The organism is Flaviaesturariibacter aridisoli (genome assembly GCF_004343705.1).
GTDB classification, from domain to species: Bacteria; Bacteroidota; Bacteroidia; order Chitinophagales; family Chitinophagaceae; genus Flavisolibacter; species Flavisolibacter aridisoli.
Map to the genome: position 1 here is coordinate 1 of NZ_SKFH01000028.1, position 16395 is coordinate 16395.

The 16395-nt window shown below is 58.3% G+C and carries 13 protein-coding genes and 1 other RNA gene; 5 read left to right on the plus strand and 9 right to left on the minus strand.

Annotation, left to right across the window (positions count from 1 at the left end):
* Positions 1-139: 139 nt before the first annotated feature.
* From E0486_RS14080 to pulA, 4 genes are all read right to left on the minus strand, one after another.
* On the minus strand, positions 140-1066 hold the full coding sequence (locus tag E0486_RS14080) for a homoserine kinase (RefSeq protein ID WP_131852884.1): 927 nt from the start codon (positions 1064-1066) through the stop codon (positions 140-142).
* Positions 1066-3495, minus strand: coding sequence for a bifunctional aspartate kinase/homoserine dehydrogenase I (gene thrA, locus E0486_RS14085; RefSeq protein ID WP_131852886.1), 2430 nt, complete (start codon positions 3493-3495; stop codon positions 1066-1068). The genes E0486_RS14080 and thrA overlap by 1 nt, the downstream gene beginning before the upstream one ends.
* 465 nt (positions 3496-3960) lie before the next feature.
* On the minus strand, positions 3961-5172 hold the full coding sequence (locus E0486_RS14090; protein ID WP_131852888.1) for a sterol desaturase family protein: 1212 nt from the start codon (positions 5170-5172) through the stop codon (positions 3961-3963).
* 46 nt (positions 5173-5218) lie between these two features.
* Complete coding sequence (pulA, locus tag E0486_RS14095; RefSeq protein ID WP_131852890.1) at positions 5219-7198, minus strand: type I pullulanase; 1980 nt, start codon at positions 7196-7198, stop codon at positions 5219-5221.
* A 140-nt stretch (positions 7199-7338) separates the two neighbouring features.
* Between pulA and E0486_RS14100 the strand changes: the two genes are divergently transcribed.
* Positions 7339-8169 carry a DUF1206 domain-containing protein gene (locus E0486_RS14100; protein WP_131852892.1) on the plus strand — a complete coding sequence of 277 codons (831 nt, stop codon included), beginning with the start codon at positions 7339-7341 and terminating at the stop codon, positions 8167-8169.
* Here E0486_RS14100 and E0486_RS14105 read toward each other — a convergent pair.
* From E0486_RS14105 to E0486_RS14125, 5 genes are all read right to left on the minus strand, one after another.
* The gene (locus E0486_RS14105) at positions 8166-8393 is read right to left on the minus strand and encodes a hypothetical protein (RefSeq protein WP_131852894.1); all 228 of its coding nucleotides are present in this window, start codon (positions 8391-8393) and stop codon (positions 8166-8168) included. The two genes, E0486_RS14100 and E0486_RS14105, sit on opposite strands and share 4 nt — an antisense overlap.
* Positions 8394-8415: 22 nt before the next feature.
* Positions 8416-8789: a transfer-messenger RNA gene (ssrA, locus tag E0486_RS14110) on the minus strand.
* Positions 8790-8954: 165 nt separating this feature from the next.
* The gene (gene rseP / locus E0486_RS14115) at positions 8955-10313 is read right to left on the minus strand and encodes an RIP metalloprotease RseP (protein ID WP_131852896.1); all 1359 of its coding nucleotides are present in this window, start codon (positions 10311-10313) and stop codon (positions 8955-8957) included.
* A gap of 229 nt (positions 10314-10542) precedes the next feature.
* Entirely contained in the window at positions 10543-11706 is a 1164-nt protein-coding gene (locus tag E0486_RS14120; protein WP_131852898.1) for a 1-deoxy-D-xylulose-5-phosphate reductoisomerase, read from the minus strand.
* A 149-nt stretch (positions 11707-11855) separates the two neighbouring features.
* A complete protein-coding gene (locus E0486_RS14125; RefSeq protein ID WP_131852900.1) occupies positions 11856-13349 on the minus strand; it encodes a GH3 auxin-responsive promoter family protein in 1494 nt (497 codons plus the stop codon).
* A 184-nt stretch (positions 13350-13533) separates the two neighbouring features.
* Here E0486_RS14125 and rplU point away from each other — a divergent pair, with 184 nt between their 5' ends.
* The 4 genes from rplU to E0486_RS14145 all read left to right on the plus strand — a co-directional run bounded on the left by rplU (position 13534) and on the right by E0486_RS14145 (position 16359).
* The gene (gene rplU / locus E0486_RS14130; RefSeq protein WP_131852902.1) at positions 13534-13836 is read left to right on the plus strand and encodes a 50S ribosomal protein L21; all 303 of its coding nucleotides are present in this window, start codon (positions 13534-13536) and stop codon (positions 13834-13836) included.
* 48 nt (positions 13837-13884) lie between these two features.
* Positions 13885-14145, plus strand: coding sequence for a 50S ribosomal protein L27 (gene rpmA / locus E0486_RS14135; protein WP_131852904.1), 261 nt, complete (start codon positions 13885-13887; stop codon positions 14143-14145).
* A gap of 101 nt (positions 14146-14246) precedes the next feature.
* Entirely contained in the window at positions 14247-14492 is a 246-nt protein-coding gene (locus E0486_RS14140) for a hypothetical protein (protein ID WP_131852906.1), read from the plus strand.
* 205 nt (positions 14493-14697) lie between these two features.
* Positions 14698-16359 (plus strand): helix-hairpin-helix domain-containing protein, encoded by a 1662-nt coding sequence (locus tag E0486_RS14145; RefSeq protein WP_131852908.1) that lies wholly within the window; start codon positions 14698-14700, stop codon positions 16357-16359.
* Positions 16360-16395: the final 36 nt, after the last annotated feature.

A 16395-nucleotide genomic window follows, 5' to 3' on the forward strand; every position in this document is an offset into this window, starting at 1 on the left:
ATTGGTAACTTGTTCGTCGCAATTTTTTACTCATTACTCATTACTCATTACTCATTACTCATTACTCATTACTCATTACTCATTACTCATTACTCATTACTCATTACTCATTACTCATTACGCATTACGCATTACGCATTCAACTCGTTTCCAGCACCCGGACGCCGTCGGGGTTGATGCGCGTGACGTAGGTGTAGTGCGCGATACCCAGGTCCTGGTACACGTGGCTCATTGCGTCGGCTACCTGTTGCGCCGTTTCTTTTGTTCTGCTGAATTGGAACAGCGAAGGTCCGGAGCCTGAAATGCCGCCGCCCAGCGCACCGGCCTTGACGCAGGCAGCGCGCACGGCGTCGAAGCCGGGAATGAGCGCCTTTCGGTAGGGCTCCGCCACCACATCCTCCATCGAACGGCCAATGAGCTCGGGATCATTGCGGTAAAAGCCGGCCACCAGCGCCCCGAGATTGCCCCACTGCCGGATGGCTTCCTTGAGCGGCACATCGGGTCGCAATACGGCACGCGCATCGGAGGTCTTGATCTCTATCTGCGGGTGTACAATCGTTACGTGCAGGTCGGCGGACGGAAGGGCAATGATGTCCACCGGGTTGAGCGAGCGGATTAGCGTAACACCTCCATAGATGCAGGGCGCCACATTGTCGGCATGACGGGCGCCCGAAGCGATCACTTCACCTTCCATCGCGAGGTCAAGTAATTCCAGTTTCGAAAATGGCGATCCCAGCAGCGTGGCGGCGGCCACGGCCGCGCCGGCAGCGGACGCGGCGCTGGAGCCGATGCCACTCCCGGGCTTGATGCGTTTGCGCACCGTCAGCTCGAAGCCGCGGCCGGCGCCGGTCTTTTGCAGCACGGCAAGCAGCACCACGCCCGACACGTTCTGCTCCGGATTATCGGGCAAGGGGTACGGCGATTCGTTGACCAGGCGTACGCCGGGCGTGTCGGTAAACCGCAGCGTGAGCGCGTCGCAGGGTTCCTCGAGGGCAAAGCCCAGTACATCGAAGCCGCTGCCCAGGTTCGATACGGAGCCGGGTGCAGACACAGTTACTTGTTCCATCAGGTACGCGCAGTTTTAATAATGTCGGCAAAAATACCGGATGCGGTCACCTCGGCGCCGGCGCCCGCCCCTTTTACTACCAGCGGCTGCCCGTTGTAGCGGTTGGTGAAAAAGCGCACGACGTTGTCCTTTCCATACAGGTGATAAAAATCGTGTTGCGGATCGATGGCCTGCAGGCCCACGGCAGCCTTCCCATCTTCGAACGTTGCGACATACTTGAGACGCTTGCCCGCGGTGCGTGCCTCTTCAAGCAGCGAGCGGAAATGCGCTTCCTGCTTTTCCAGCTCACGGTAGAAATCGTCGATGCTGCCTTGCATGCACGAAGCCGGCAAAAAGGGCGTGTTCCGGATGGCGTCAAACTCGAGCGTCGCCCCCGATTCGCGGGCGAGGATGAGGATCTTGCGGGCCACGTCAGTACCCCCGAGGTCAAGGCGCGGGTCGGGCTCGGTGTAGCCCTGCTCCTGCGCTTCGCGCACTACGGCGGCAAAGGGGCGGCTGCCATCATAGTGGTTGAATACGTAGTTCAGCGTGCCGCTCAATACGGCTTCGATACGATGAACCTGGTCGCCACTGCTCATAAGGTCGCCGAGCGTCCCGATAACAGGAAGGCCGGCGCCCACGTTGGTCTCGAAAAAGAACGGCGCCCCATATTCGCGCGACAGGTTTTTCAACGTTTCATAGCGGCTGAAGGAGGCCGACGCCGCGATCTTGTTGCAGGCGACCACAGGGATGCTGCGCTCGAGAAAGCCCTCGTAAAGGCCGGCCACGGCTTCCTGCGCGGTAACGTCTACGAATACGGCGTTGCGCAGGTTGAGGGCGATCGCTTTTTCCCGGTAGGCGCGCACATCCATCAGCTCGCCTTCGGCCAGGGATTCTTCCCAGCGCGCGAGGTCGAGCCCGCCTTCGGCGAAGGCCATGCGGCGGCTGTTGGCGAGCCCTACCACGCGAAGCTGGAGGCGCAGGCGCTGTTGCAGCCACTGTTGCTGCTGCGCAAGCTGGGCCAGTAGCCGTTTGCCCACATTGCCGGTGCCGGCAATGAATAAGTTCACCTGCTTGTATTCCGTTTCAAAGAACGCCTCGTGGAGTACGTTGATGGCCTTGCGCACGTCGGCCCCGCCAATGACCGTAGAGATATTGCGTTCCGAAGAACCCTGCGCGATACCGCGGATGTTGATGCCGTTGCGGCCCAGCGCGCCGAACTTCCGGCCGCTGATGCCGGTATGGTTCTTCATATGGTCGCCCACCAGGGCCACAATGGCCAGCCCCGTTTCGCACTGCAGCGGTTCGATGCTGCCTTCCCGGATTTCGACCCGAAACTCCTCCTCCACCGCCCGTACGGCTGCATCGGCGGCGGAGCCGTCGATGGCAACACAAATCGTGTGCTCGGACGAAGCCTGGGTGATGAGGATCACGTTGATGAGGCGGCGTGCGAGGGCGCCGAACAGGCGGTGGCTGAAGCCCGGGATACCCACCATACCGCTGCCCTCGAGGCTGATGAGCGCGATCCCGGTTATGCTGGAGATACCGCGGATAATGGTTTTGTCGGCCAGCGCCTGTGCGTGGATCAGCGTTCCTTCGGCTTCGGGGGCAAACGTGTTGCGGATCCGGACGGCGCGCTGCTTTTTCATCAGCGGCTGTACGGCGGGCGGATAAAGCACCTTGGCGCCGAAGTGCGAGAGCTCCATCGCTTCCTGGAAGGAAAGCGCTGCGATGGTTCTTGCACCGGGCACGAGCCGGGGGTCGGCGGTCATCATGCCGGGTACATCGGTCCAGATCTCCACTTCCGCCCCGGGCAATGCGGCACCGATGATGGCCGCGGTATAGTCGGAGCCGCCGCGGCCGAGCGTGGTGGTCTCGCCGGCTTCGTTGGCGCCGATAAAGCCAGGAAGCACGTAAACCTGCATGGAACTCTTTTCAAAATAACTCTGCAGCAGCGCATCGGTGACGGCGAAATTTACATGCGCCTGTCCGAATTGACTGTCGGTTCGTATCAGCCTGCGGCTGTCGGCCCACTCCGTGGCAATACGGGAAGAAAGGTGGGCGGCAAACAGTCGGGAGGAAAGCAGCTCACCGAATGCGGCCACGCGGTCGGTGGTACGGGGCGAGCATTCGCCGAGGAGGCTGATGCCCTGGCAAAGGGTGCGCAGGGCGCTGAATTCGGCGTCGAGCGGCAAAGCGGCAGGATCGTCCACCAGCTCGGCCCAGGCCTCCCGGTGTCGCTCTTCGAGGGCACGGAGGGTAGCGTCCCAGGCTGCGTCCTGCGCGGTCGCCTGGCGGGCAAGGCGGAGCAAGTCGTCGGTTACGCCGCTCATGGCCGACAGCACCACCACTACCCGGCGGCGGAGGCTGTATTCCTGCACGAGGGCGGCCACGCGGCGGATGGCGCTTACGGACCCCATAGAGGTGCCGCCGAATTTCAATACATACATATGATCCGATCGTTTAGGTCAAAAAAATCCTGGCAAGGTAGGCCGGAAGGGCAGCGGGTTGGTATGTTCAGGCGCAACCCTTGCGGGTTGTTGTAGCGGTTGTACGCGTGCGCACCCCTGGCCGGGCCGGGCGGCCGGGGAGACAAACGGGGCTATGTGCGGCGCGGGTCATTCCTGACAAGGTAGCCGGAAAAGCGCAGTCCGCCAAGGAATTTTACGCCTAGACACGGACACGCAAGCAGTTGGCCACCGGAGCACATGAACCGTCAAATGCTTTCTGGTGGCGGGCTCGGGAATAGCATCGGGTTGTTAGCGAGCGTAAACCACCCTGGAAAAGGTTTAGTGTGTACTAGCTACACATTGTATTTTTGTAGCCGAACATTCAAGAATTTCATATAGCAAGCAATCGTTACGTCCCGCTAGTCTTAGCGGGATTCTTTTTTGGAGAAAACCCCGGGGCTTGGGTCAGGCGACGCCGAAAAGCCAGCGGCAATAGGCGCGCTGCAGGGTTTTGTAAAACAGCAGCACGATCGTAGCCCCGCCCAGCGTAAAGGAAAGCACCGCACTGTGCGGGCAAAAGGTGTACACGGCGCATCCGGCCACGACCAGCCGGAGGAAATCGAGGTAAAAAACCCAGCGGCGCTGCTCCAGTATGGCGCCGGAGTTGATCAGGCTTAACAGTATAAATACGGACAAGGAGAACACCTGCGCCCCGGTGAGACCCGCCGCAAAAAAAAGGAGCAGGAACAGCAGCACCAGGCTGGTGCCCGTCTGCATCCGGACCAGTTGCCGCACTTGCGCATTGACGGGACGGAATTCATTTCGGTTGGAGAACTTCTTTTCGAGCCAGGCACGGATCCGCGGGTCGATGTCGTCTGGCTTGCCGAACAGTGTCCGGAAGCGCGCGCGGAAGCCACGGGCACGGCTGAAAGCAACACCGATTTCGAGCAGGAAGTGAAAGTGCTGCCACAGGAAGCTATGGCTGTTGAGCGGGGTCGTGAGTCCGTAGGAAGGTTCGGCACGCTCTTCGGCAAAAGTGCCGAAAAGTTTGTCCCAGACGATCAGCACATCGCCGTAATTCTTGTCGAGATACTCCGGGTTGCTGGCGTGGTGCACGCGGTGGTGCGATGGCGTAACGAGGAAATATTCCAGGATACCCAATTTGCCCACGAGTTGGGTATGGGTGAAAAACGGGTAGGCTCCGTGCACCAGCAGCAGCGTTGCGATCATATGGGGCGGAAAACCGACGATGGGAAGCACGGACCAGAAAAGACCACGGGCCAACGCCTGGAACACTGTGATCCGCGCCGATGTGGTGTAGTTGAAATCCTCGCTCTGGTGATGCACCACGTGCACGCCCCAAAAAAGATTGACCCGGTGCCCGGCGCGGTGATACCAATACCACACGAAATCGGTCAGCAGGAACAGGAAAAGCCAGGTATACCAGTGTGCCGAAATGGAGAACCACGCAAAGTGGTGGTACAGCCATTCAAAAACGAAGAAAAAAAGACCGCTGGTGAACAAGTCGGTGAGCCGCTCGGCCATGCCCACATTCAGATTGGCAACAGCCTCGTGAAACCGGTGCACCGGCAGACGCCTCCGAAGCGAAACACGGTACTCAACATACATCAGGCCCACGAAAAGGGGTACGGCCAGCGCGATCCAGCTAACGTTCATGCGCTAAAAATAGGCCGCACACATTACCCTACCAAATTTGTAGACTTTATTGCTTCCGGAACAACACCCACCCGGTGGAAGCGGGCAATTGAACCTTCCCACCAGACACGGTGCGGATACCGCGCTCATTTACCTGCTGCCCGTCGGCGGCCAGCGTCCATTTGCCGGCAGGCAACTGCACTTCCTTACTTTCCAGTGCGCCGTTGAGCAGCACCAGCACGTCCTTCCAGGAGTCGCCGGGGGCGCCGCTGATGCGGTAAGTGAGCAGCAACGGGTCGGTTTCGGGTCCGAAGGCCAGGTGCTTCCGGATCAGCGCGGCGCTGGGCATCCGGAAAGCGGCATGGTTCCGACGCAGCGCGATCAATCCCTGGTAGTAGCGGAATACGCTCTGGTAGCGGGCTTTTTGGGCCCAGTCGAGCGCATTGACCGAATCGGGGGCATTGTACGAATTATGCATCAGCCCCTTGGTGCGCAGGAACTCCTCACCCGCATGTATGAAGGCAACGCCCTGCGCGGTGAGCACGGCCGTCTGCGCGAGCTTGTCCATCGCAATCACTTGCTTCTCCGTGGCCGATGGATTGGAAAGGCGGATGCGATCGAAGAGTGTGGGATCGTCGTGACAGGACACATAGGAAATTGTCTGCGATGGCTCGTTGGCCCAGGGCGCTTTCGAATACGCCACTTTAGAATAATCCACCTGCGGGTGCCGTACGGAGCCGGCAATACCGAACTTAAGACTTTCCCTGGTGCCCGCCTGGCCGCTGATGAACCCGCTCACCTTATCGTCGCTGAAGGGACCGCGCAGGGCATCGCGGATGTCGTCGCTGAAGGCAGCAACGCCCCGCAGTTGCGGCACGTTCTTCTTTACGGCGCGCTGCGCTTCCGGAAGCGGTGTATCGCCTGCGGTCCAACCTTCCCCGTAAATAAAAATGGTTGGATCGATCCGGTGCAAGCTGTCGCTGATCGCGTTCATGGTCCCAATGTCGTGCAGTCCCATCAGGTCGAAGCGAAACCCGTCTATGTGGTATTCGCGCGCCCAGTGCAACACCGACTCGACCATGTATTTGCGCATCATCGCTTTTTCCGAAGCGGTCTCGTTGCCACAGCCGCTGCCGTTGGCCCAGCCGCCGTCGGTGGTCTTGCGGTGAAAATACCCGGGCGCCATCTGCTCGAACACGGAGTGGCGGATGTCGGACGTATGGTTGTATACCACGTCCATCACCACGCGAAGACCCGCGCGGTGCAGGGTCTGCACCATCTGGCGAAACTCGCGGATCCGCACGCGTCCGTCGCTTGCATTGGTCGAATAGCTCCCCTCCGGCACATTGTAGTTGAGCGGGTCGTAGCCCCAGTTAAAGGGCGCCAGGGTTTTGCTTTCGTCGATGGAATTATGATCGAAGGCGGGGAGCAGGTGCACATGGGTGATGCCCAGCTCACGGATGTGATCGAGCCCGGTGGCCAGGCCCGCAGGGCCTTTCGTGCCGCGCTCGGCAAGGCCGCCGTATTTCCCTTTAAGCCGGATGCCGCTGTTGGCGTTCATCGAAAGATCGCGCACGTGCAGCTCGTAGAGCACGATGTCGGTGGGCCGCTTCAACGCCGGTCGTTTGTCCTTCAGCCAGCCCGCGGGCGCCAGTTCCTCCAGGTCGACGATCATCCCGCGCTTCCCGTTGACGCCCACCGCAATGGCATAGGGATCGGGTACTTCGAGTGACGCATTGCCGCCCTGGATCGTTTGAAATGTATAATAACGCGCTTTCAGGTCGCCATCCACAAGCGCGTACCAGCTGCCCTCCTCTCCTTTTGCGAGGTGCACCGTTTGCAGAGCATCGCCCCCGGTGCCGCTCCCATAGATGCGCAGCACAACCGTGTCAGCAGTGGGTGCCCATACTTTGAAGCGGGTTTGCTTTGGGCGGTAGTGTACGCCGAGGTCCTTCCCCTGATAAACCGGTTCCTGCGCCCCGGCGCGGACCGGGCAAAGCGACAGGAGCAGGCAGCAAAGGCAAACGGGCAGTAGCAGCTTTCTCATAAAACAAAATAACGCGGGATCGGCGAGCGGCGCCCGTTTTGACCGGTATTTTATTTTCCGTCGAAGCCTCCTTCATCGCCTTTATCAAACAGCCGCGCCTTTGGCAATTTGGTTGGTCATCTTTTTGCATCAGCAGCGGCATGGAACTCCCGGTTCAACACTCCGCTCCCGAAACTTCCGATTGGATCCGCCGCCTCGGCCGCATGGGCCTTATTACCAAGGGCGTTTTATACTGCCTGCTGGGCACGCTGGCCTTCCTGGCCGCTTTTCACTTCGACGGGCATTCAACCGAAGAAACGGACCGGGGTGGCGTATTGCGCGCCGTGCGCGACTTGCCGGCGGGCAACCTGCTGCTGGCGGCCATTGCTTTGGGCTTGCTTTGCTACTGCGCCTGGCGCGGCTTCCAGGCCTTCGGCAACACTGAAGGAAAAGAGAAAGACGCGAAAGGCTGGGCCGCGCGCCTGCGTTATTTTTTCAGCGGCCTCACGTATGCGGCGGTGGCGGTTCTCGCGATCCGTCTGCTGTTCAGCGATTCGGGGAAGAAAGACAGCCAGCAGGCGCTGGCGCAAAACCTGCTCGACAAACCGATGGGCCAGGCACTCGCGTATGCGGCGGCGGCGATCTTTTTCGTTACCGGCATTTACCAGTTTTATTATGCATTCCGCGGCAAATACCGCAAGCATGCCGGCGCCGGTAGCTTCAAGCCCGGCGGGCGCGTGTTGCTCCTGGCGGGCATGATCGGCTACTGCGCCCGCGGCGCCGTGTGGCTGCTGATCGGCTTTCTTTTTGGGCGCGCCGCGTTGCACACACGCGCCGCGGAGGCGGGCGATACGTCGCGCGCCTTCAACCTGCTGCAGCAGGGCGACTATGGTTCCTGGCTGCTCGCAGCCGTGGGGCTCGGGCTCGTTTGCTACGGACTCTTCAACTTCATCCGGGCCCGCTATGACCGCCTGCAGGGAAAAACGCGTTAGTCCACTTTTCCAAACACGCTGATGCGGCGCAGCTGCAGGGGAACGTCGATCGCCTTGCCGTTGCGCAGCACGTGTACGGTGGCCTTTTGTCCCGGCCTGAAACGGTCCGGCTCCCGTTTATCCGAAAGGGAACCGGGTGCGGCCCTGCGACACGGATAGTCTTTTTTGATGGGCGCGAACAAAAAAAGCCGCCCTTTCGGGGCGGCTCTTTCGCGGCGTTTCAACTGTGGAAGTTTCGGCGCTTTGGGGTGGAGGTGACCGGGATCGAACCGGTGTGCAAACAGGATTTCCAAAAGCTTTCTACATGCTTATTCCTCGGATTAATTGTCGGAAACGCGCAGGACCAGGACAAACCAACACGTTCCTTAGCTGGATAATCTTAGGCTACCGGCACAGCCTGTGGTAGCAGCGATCCCTTTTCTTTTTAAGTCGGCGGTGGCACTTGGTAAGGGACGAACCCGTGCGACGGCCCAAATGACTAACTAATCACTGATTAGGCAGCCATGGCATACGAAGTATTGCCATTTGAATTTTGAGTATTCAGATTAGCGGGCTAATTACCCAACGCCCGGCATGCTTGCACCTTCAAAGACCTCTGCTGTCAAAACCAATACACCCCCAGGGAGTTGTTTAACAACGTAGCAAAGTTACGGATTTGAGACTTAAGGGTATGCAAAGTTTCCGGTTGCTCGTTTCCAGTTTCGGGTTTGCTGCTCAATGCAAAACGGCATCGCTTCGCGATGCCGTTTTATAAATAGCTGCGCTTGCGCAACCGGAAACCGGGACTATTTGAACATCCGCCAAACATCGAGGCCGAGCGCGTAGATCATCAGGCTGATGAGCAGCACGAAGCCCACGATCTGGGCGTATTCCATAAACTTATCGCCGGGCTTGCGGCCGGTGATCATCTCGTAGAGCGTGAAGAGTGCGTGACCTCCATCGAGGCCCGGGATGGGCAGCACGTTCATAAACGCGAGAATGATCGAGAAGAGGGCCGTCAGGCTCCAGAAGCTTTTCCAGTCCCACTGGCCCGGAAAGATCTTGCCGAAGCTGAAGATCGAGCCCAGCGAGTCGTTGGGGTTGGCCTTGCCCGTAAAGAGTTGCTTGATGCCGGTGGTGTACATACTGAGCGTGTTCTTCGCACGGTGGAGGCCGGCGGGCACCGACTGCGCAAACGTATAGTGGCGGGTCTTGATCTCAAAGCCCATCGAGTCGAGCGGCGGTGGGAATACGCCGATAGCACCGCGGCCATCGATCGCGGCTACGGGAACCGGGATCACCAGGTTCTGCCCGGCGCGTTTTACGCCTACCTGTACGGTCTTTCCTGCCCGCTCACTTACGATGCGCCGGAACTCATGAAAGTAGGTGATCGGTTTTCCATCCACACTGGTAACGGTATCGTGCTCCCGGATGCCTGCTTTGTACGCGTTCGAGTTTTCTGTAAAGGTGTCTACGATGGCGAGATGCCTGATACCAATGAAGGACGCTCTCTTAGCAGAATTCAGGCTGCTGATCATTCCTTCCGGAACCGGCAGCACCACCGGTTGACCGTCGCGGAGCACCGTTACCTGCGTGGCTTCTTTGGTAACGATGAGACCCGGAACCTGCAGCTCGTCCTCCACGGGCTTGCCGCCCACGTGGGTAATGATGTCGCCGTCGCGGAGGCCCATGCTTTGCGCCAGGCTGTCGGCTGCGATGCCGTAGTGCAGGTTTTGCGGCGGCAGGTAGGTGTCGCCCCATTTGTAGGCAATGCCGGTAAAGATCACGAGCGCCAGCAGCACGTTGACGGTGACGCCACCGAGCATGATGATGAGGCGCTGCCAGGCCGGCTTGCTGCGAAACTCCCAGGGCTGGGCGGGCTGCTTCATCTGCTCGGTATCCATGCTCTCGTCGATCATGCCGGAAATCTTCACATAGCCGCCGAAGGGGATCCAGCCGAGGCCGTATTCGGTCTCGCCGATCTTCTTTTTATAAAGCGAAAACCAGGGATTGAAAAAGAGGTAGAACTTCTCCACGCGGCAGCCAAACCAGCGGGCCGGCAGGAAATGCCCGAGTTCGTGGAGCACAACGAGAATGGAAAAAGACAAGATCAGTTGGGCGGCCTTGACACCGATTTCCGCCCAGTTAATAGCCAATAAATGCATTCGTGGTAATTAAGCGATAGGGACAAATATCCGGTATTCGGGGCAGGAATGAACAGCTTCGGGCGATTTTAGGGATTTGCATGGACCGGGGATCGGCATTCGGGAACCGGCAATCCGCAATGCGCGGAAACATTGAAGGGCCTACAAAACGCCGGAAATACTTCATTTGGGAGCGCCAATAGTGCCCACTACCGATAGGCGTCAGCATTGCCGATCCGCGAATGCCGACTCAAAGCTTCATCAGCTCGCCGGCGTAGAGGCGGGCTTCGCCGTCGCTGTGGTAATAGTCGTCGATGCTGGGCTTGTCGATCCAGGACACTTTCTGCATCGTTTGCTCGATGATGTCGGTCATATCGAGGAACCCGATGCGATTCTGAAGGAAGGCCCACACGGCCACCTCGTTGGCGGCATTGAGCACGCAGGGCAGGTTGCCGCCTTTCTTCAGCGCTTCGATGGCCAGCGGCAGGTTGCGGAAGGTGCGGTAATCGGGCTCGTCGAAATTGAGCGTATTGAACTTGCGGAAGTCGCAGCGGGGGTAGCTATTGGCAAGGCGGTTGGGAAAAGCCAGCGCATACTGGATGGGCAGCTTCATATCGGGCAGTCCCATCTGCGCCTTGATGGAGCCGTCTTCGAACTGCACCATCGAGTGCACGATGCTTTGCGGGTGAATCAGCACCTGGATCTGCTCGGGCTTCAGGTTGAACAGCCACTTGGCCTCGATCATCTCCAGTCCTTTGTTCATCAGCGTCGCCGAATCCACAGAGATCTTGGCGCCCATGTTCCAGTTGGGATGCTGCAGGGCGTGCTCCCGCTTTACGTTGACGAGGTAGTTGGTCTTGCGACCCAGGAACGGCCCGCCCGACGCGGTGAGGATCACCTTCTCGATGGGATTTCGGTGCTCGCCCACCAGGCACTGGAAGATCGCGGAATGCTCGGAGTCGACAGGAATTACGGGCACACGCTTTTCCATCGCCATCTGCATCACGATATCGCCTGCCACCACGAGCGTTTCCTTGTTGGCCAGCGCTACGGCCTTGCCGTTTCGGATCGCTTCGAGCGTGGGGCGAAGACCGGCGTAGCCCACGATGGCCGCCAGCATCAGGTCGTAAATATCCATTGCCGCCACTTCAACCAGGGCCGCGTCGCCGGAGAACACCTTGATATCGGTATGCTCGAGGGCGGCCCGCACCTTGGCGTATTTGGCATTGTCGCCACCGATCACCACCACGTTGGGGTTGTGCCGGAGCGCTTGCTCGATAAGGAGATCGTCGTTGCCGTTGGCCGTCAGTACTTCTACGGACAGCAGCTCCGGGTGGGCGGCAATGACCTCGAGAGCCTGCGTGCCGATCGAGCCCGTGGAGCCAAAAATCGCGATGCGCTTAGGGTTATTCATAATGGCGGACAGTGGTCAAAAGTAGGGTGTTTATTAGTTTATTGGTCCATTGGTCATTACTCACTGGTTCTTCGCAAAAAATTCGCGACAGAAGCATTGCCGCGAACCTCTTTATCAATGAACGAATAGATCAACAGACAAATCGCTTCTCAGGCTTTGAACTTCACCAACTCTTCTGCTATTCTCCGGTCATTGCTCAGACGGGGCACTTTGTTCTGCCCGCCGAGCTTGCCTACGGATTTCATGTAGTCGATGAAGCCGTTCTTGCGGACGGGCGTGATGCGCAGCGGCAGCAGGATGTTGCCGCGCATCAGGTCGTCGTAGTAAATATTCTTCTGGCGCAGGTTCTCGTTCACCTGGGCGGCAAATCGTTCCAGGTCGGCGGGGCGCTGCTCGAATTCAATGAACCATTCGTGGTAGCTGTGTCCCTTTCCCTGCTGGATCATGGGCGCCACGGTGAACTCGGTGATCTGAGCCCCGCTTTCCTGTGCGGCCTTTAGCAAAGACTGTTCCACTTCTTCACCAATAACATGCTCGCCGAACGCCGAGATGAAGTGCTTCGTGCGCCCGGTGACCACGATGCGGTACGGATCGGTGGAAACGAACTTGATCGTGTCGCCGATGTTATAGCCCCACAGACCCGCGTTGTTGCTGATGACCAGGGCGTAGTTGACGCCCACCTGTACCTCGTGCAGCGACAGGCGTGTTGGGTTTTCGTTAAAGATCTCGCCGGCCGGCACGAATTCGAAAAAGATGCCGCTGTCGGTATTGAGCAGGAGCCCTTCTTCGGTCTGCGTGTCCTGGAAGGCGAAAAAGCCCTCGGAGGCCGGGAAGGTCTCGATGCTGTGTATCGGGCTGCCGATGCTTTCAAAAAGGCGAGCCTTGTAGGGTTCGAAGTTGACGCCGCCATGTACGAGCACGGAGAAATTGGGAAACAGGTCCTTGATTTTCTTTCCGCTCACTTCCTGCAGGCGGTCGAAATACATCTGCATCCAGGGCGGAATGCCCGAGATGAGCGTCATATCCTGGTTGATGGTCTCGCGCACGATGGCGTCGAGCTTCGTTTCCCAGTCGTCGATGCAGTTCGTTTCGTAGCTGGGCAGCTGGTTGGTGCGCAGGTACTTCGGCACGTGGTGGTTGACGATGCCGGAGAGGCGGCCGGTAGGGATGCCTCCTACCCGCTCGAGCTCCGGGGATCCCGAGAGGAAGATCAGCTTGCCGTCGGCGAAGGCGGTGTTGCCGGTTTCCGCCATATAGAGCAGCAGGGCGTTGCGCGCCGAGTTGATGTGGTTGGGGATCGACTCGCGGGTGATCGGGATGTATTTGACGCCGGAGGTGGTGCCGGAGGTTTTGGCGAAGTAGATGGGCTGCCCTTTCCAGAGCACGTTGTGGCGGCCGGCCTTGATCTTGTCGATCCAGGGGCGGAAGGCCTCGTAGTCGCGTACGGGCACCGCCTGCCGGAAAGCGGCGTAGTCGGCCACCCCGGCAAACCCGTGCCCGGCGCCGAATTCGGTGCCGCGGCCGGTCTTCAGGAGGCTTTTTAGCACTGCGTCCTGGTCGGCCAGTGCCGTTTGCATCGACTTGCGGGTGCGGTTGTATATATAAGAAGCAAAGGGCTTGGCGAGCAGGGATTTGAGCTTCATGTAGGGGTTCTGTAAGCACAAATATAGATTCAAAGGAGGGCCGGGGGGACGCAAATCCGAAAGTCAAAAGTCAAAAAATGCGCAAAAATCAAGTGAATAAGCCCGCAGGGCCGATCATTTTGAATTTAGCCTTTTTACTATTGACTTTATTCCTTACCTTTGCACTCCTAATTTTAGAACCGTTATGTTCGCAATTGTATCAATAGCCGGAAAGCAATTTAAGGTCGAGAAAGACCAGACTCTGTACGTTCCCCACCTGGGTGGCAACGCCGGCGATAAAGTAGAGCTCGGCGATGTGATCATGGCCGACAACAACGGCAACCTGTCGTTCGCCAAGTCCGCAACCGTGAAAGTGCAAGCCGAGATCCTCGACCACGTGAAGGGCGACAAGGTCATTGCCTACAAGCAGAAGCGCCGCAAGGGCTTCCGTAAGAAGCACGGTCACCGCACCCATTACACCAAGATCCGCATCGCGGAAATTGCGTAAGCAACGGTCAACAAGAAACTGAAATCTCAAATCTGAAATCTATTCATCATGGCACACAAGAAAGGTGAAGGTAGCGTAAAGAACGGCCGCGACTCGCAGAGCAAGCGCCTGGGCGTTAAGATCTTCGGCGGTCAGCCTGCTGTAGCGGGTAACATCCTCGTTCGTCAGCGCGGCACCGTATACCATCCCGGCAAGAACGTCGGCGTCGGCAAAGACTGGACGCTGTTCGCACTTACCGATGGCGTTGTAGAATTCCGCAAGGGCAAGAACGACCGCACACAGGTATCTGTAAGCGAAGTGCAGGCATAAGCCAGTTGTGGATTTCGTGGGGGTAAAGAAATTTGGTAGTTAAAATTTTGGCATTAATTTTACTACCGTTATTTCATTACTAACCCCTAAATTCTACACACATGGCAACAGCAAAAAAAGCTGCTCCGAAAAAAGCAGCTGCTAAGAAAGCCGCACCGAAAAAAGCCGCCGCCCCTAAGAAGGCTGCCGCCGCTAAAAAAGCAGCCCCGAAAAAGGCAGCTGCTAAGAAAGCCGCCGCCCCTAAGAAGGCTGCTGCTAAGAAAGCTGCTCCGAAAAAAGCCGCAGCCCCCAAAAAGGCCGTTGCTAAGAAGGCTGCTCCTAAAAAAGCCGCTGCATCCAAGAAGTAATTCTTTGGATCAACTGATAGAAACCCTGGCCTCCCGCCGGGGTTTCTTTTTGCTTCCTCGTGTATTGTTCCATTGGTACACGGTACCTGCCGACCACTCTCCTTCCGGCAGTGCTTATTAATCCGCTTCCATTCGCGCGCTGCCAGTAACGTCCAGTTAGCACATTAGCAGACTAGCACATCAGCAGATTTGCTATTTTGCAGGCATGGACAATTACGCGATCGCGGAGCAGTTTTCCTTGCTGGCCCGGCTGATGGATATCCACGGCGACAATCCCTTCAAAAGCAAAAGCTACGCATCTGCCGCCTTCGCGCTGGAGAAGCTGGACGTGGAGGTGGCCACCCTGGAGCCGGCCGCGATACCGGGCCTCCGGGGCATCGGCAGCAGCGTAGCCGGCAAGGTGCAGGAACTCATTGCCACCGGCAAGCTCTCCACCCTCGACAAACTCATCGCGCAAACACCGCCCGGCGTGCTGGAGATGCTCAACATAAAAGGCCTCGGCCCGAAGAAGATCCATACGCTCTGGAAGGAGCTCCACATCGATACCCTCAACGCCCTCCAGGACGCCTGCCGCAACGGGCGCATCGCCGCTACCAAAGGCTTCGGCGACAAGACGCAGGAGAAGATCCTCGACGCGATCCACTTTCATAAGCAAAACGCCGGCAAGTTTCTCTATGCCCAGGTCGAAGCTTTCGCCCATGCCCTGACGGCCCGCCTGTCGCAGCGCTTTCCCGACAACCGGCATGCCCTCACCGGTGCCTTTCGCCGGCAATGCGAGGTGATCAACGAACTGGAATGGGTCAGCACGATCGACGTGAAGGACGCCAAACGCTTCTTCGAAGTCGAAGCCTTCAGCCTCGTCAGCGAATCGAATGAATGGGTCGAATTCCAATCGGGTGAAGGCCTGCTGTTGCGCCTGCATTTCTGCGCTACCGATGACTTCGGCGGCACGCTCTTCCGGACTACAGGCAACGACGTATTCACCTTCACCTGGCAAAGCGCGGGGCTTCCTTCCAAGGCAGCTGAAGAAGAAACGCTGTTCGAAAGCGCCGGCCTCCCCTTCATTCCTCCCTACCTGCGCGAAACCGAGACGGTGCTGGCACGCGCCCGCGCCGGTGCACTGCCCGAGGCACTGCAGGTGGAAGACATCCGCGGCATCATCCACGCCCACAGCACCTGGAGCGACGGCGCCCACACACTCGAAGAAATGGCCCTTGAGCTGAAGGCCCGCGGCTTTGAATACCTGGTCATCTCCGACCACTCGAAAGCAGCCTATTACGCCAATGGTCTCGACGAGGCCCGCATACGTGCGCAGCATGCCGAGATCGACGTCCTCAACGAAAAGCTGGCCCCCTTCAAAATTTACAAGAGCATCGAGTGCGACATCCTCGCCGACGGATCGCTCGACTATTCCAACGCGGTCCTCGCCACTTTCGACCTGGTGATCGCCTCCATCCATTCCAACCTCGACATGCCGGCCGAAAAGGCCATGATGCGGCTGATGGGCGCCATCAACAATCCCTACGTCACCATCATGGGCCACCTTACGGGCCGTCTACTCGCCCGCCGTAAGGGCTACCCGGTAGACCACGTAGCGATCATCGACGCCTGCGCCGAGCGCGGCGTAGCCATCGAGATCAACGCAAGCCCCGTGCGGCTCGACATGGACTGGCGCTACGTGGAATATGCACTGGAAAAGGGTTTGCTGCTGTCGGTCAATCCGGACGCGCACAGCTTTGAAGACATCGGCAACCTCAAATACGGCGTCAAAGTGGCGCAGAAAGGCGGGCTGACGAAAGAGCGGAATATCAGCTCCTTTACGAGGGAGGAGTTTGAAGCGTTTTTGAATAGAAGGAAGATCAAATGAGTACATGAATACATGAGTACATGAGGTCAGAAATCT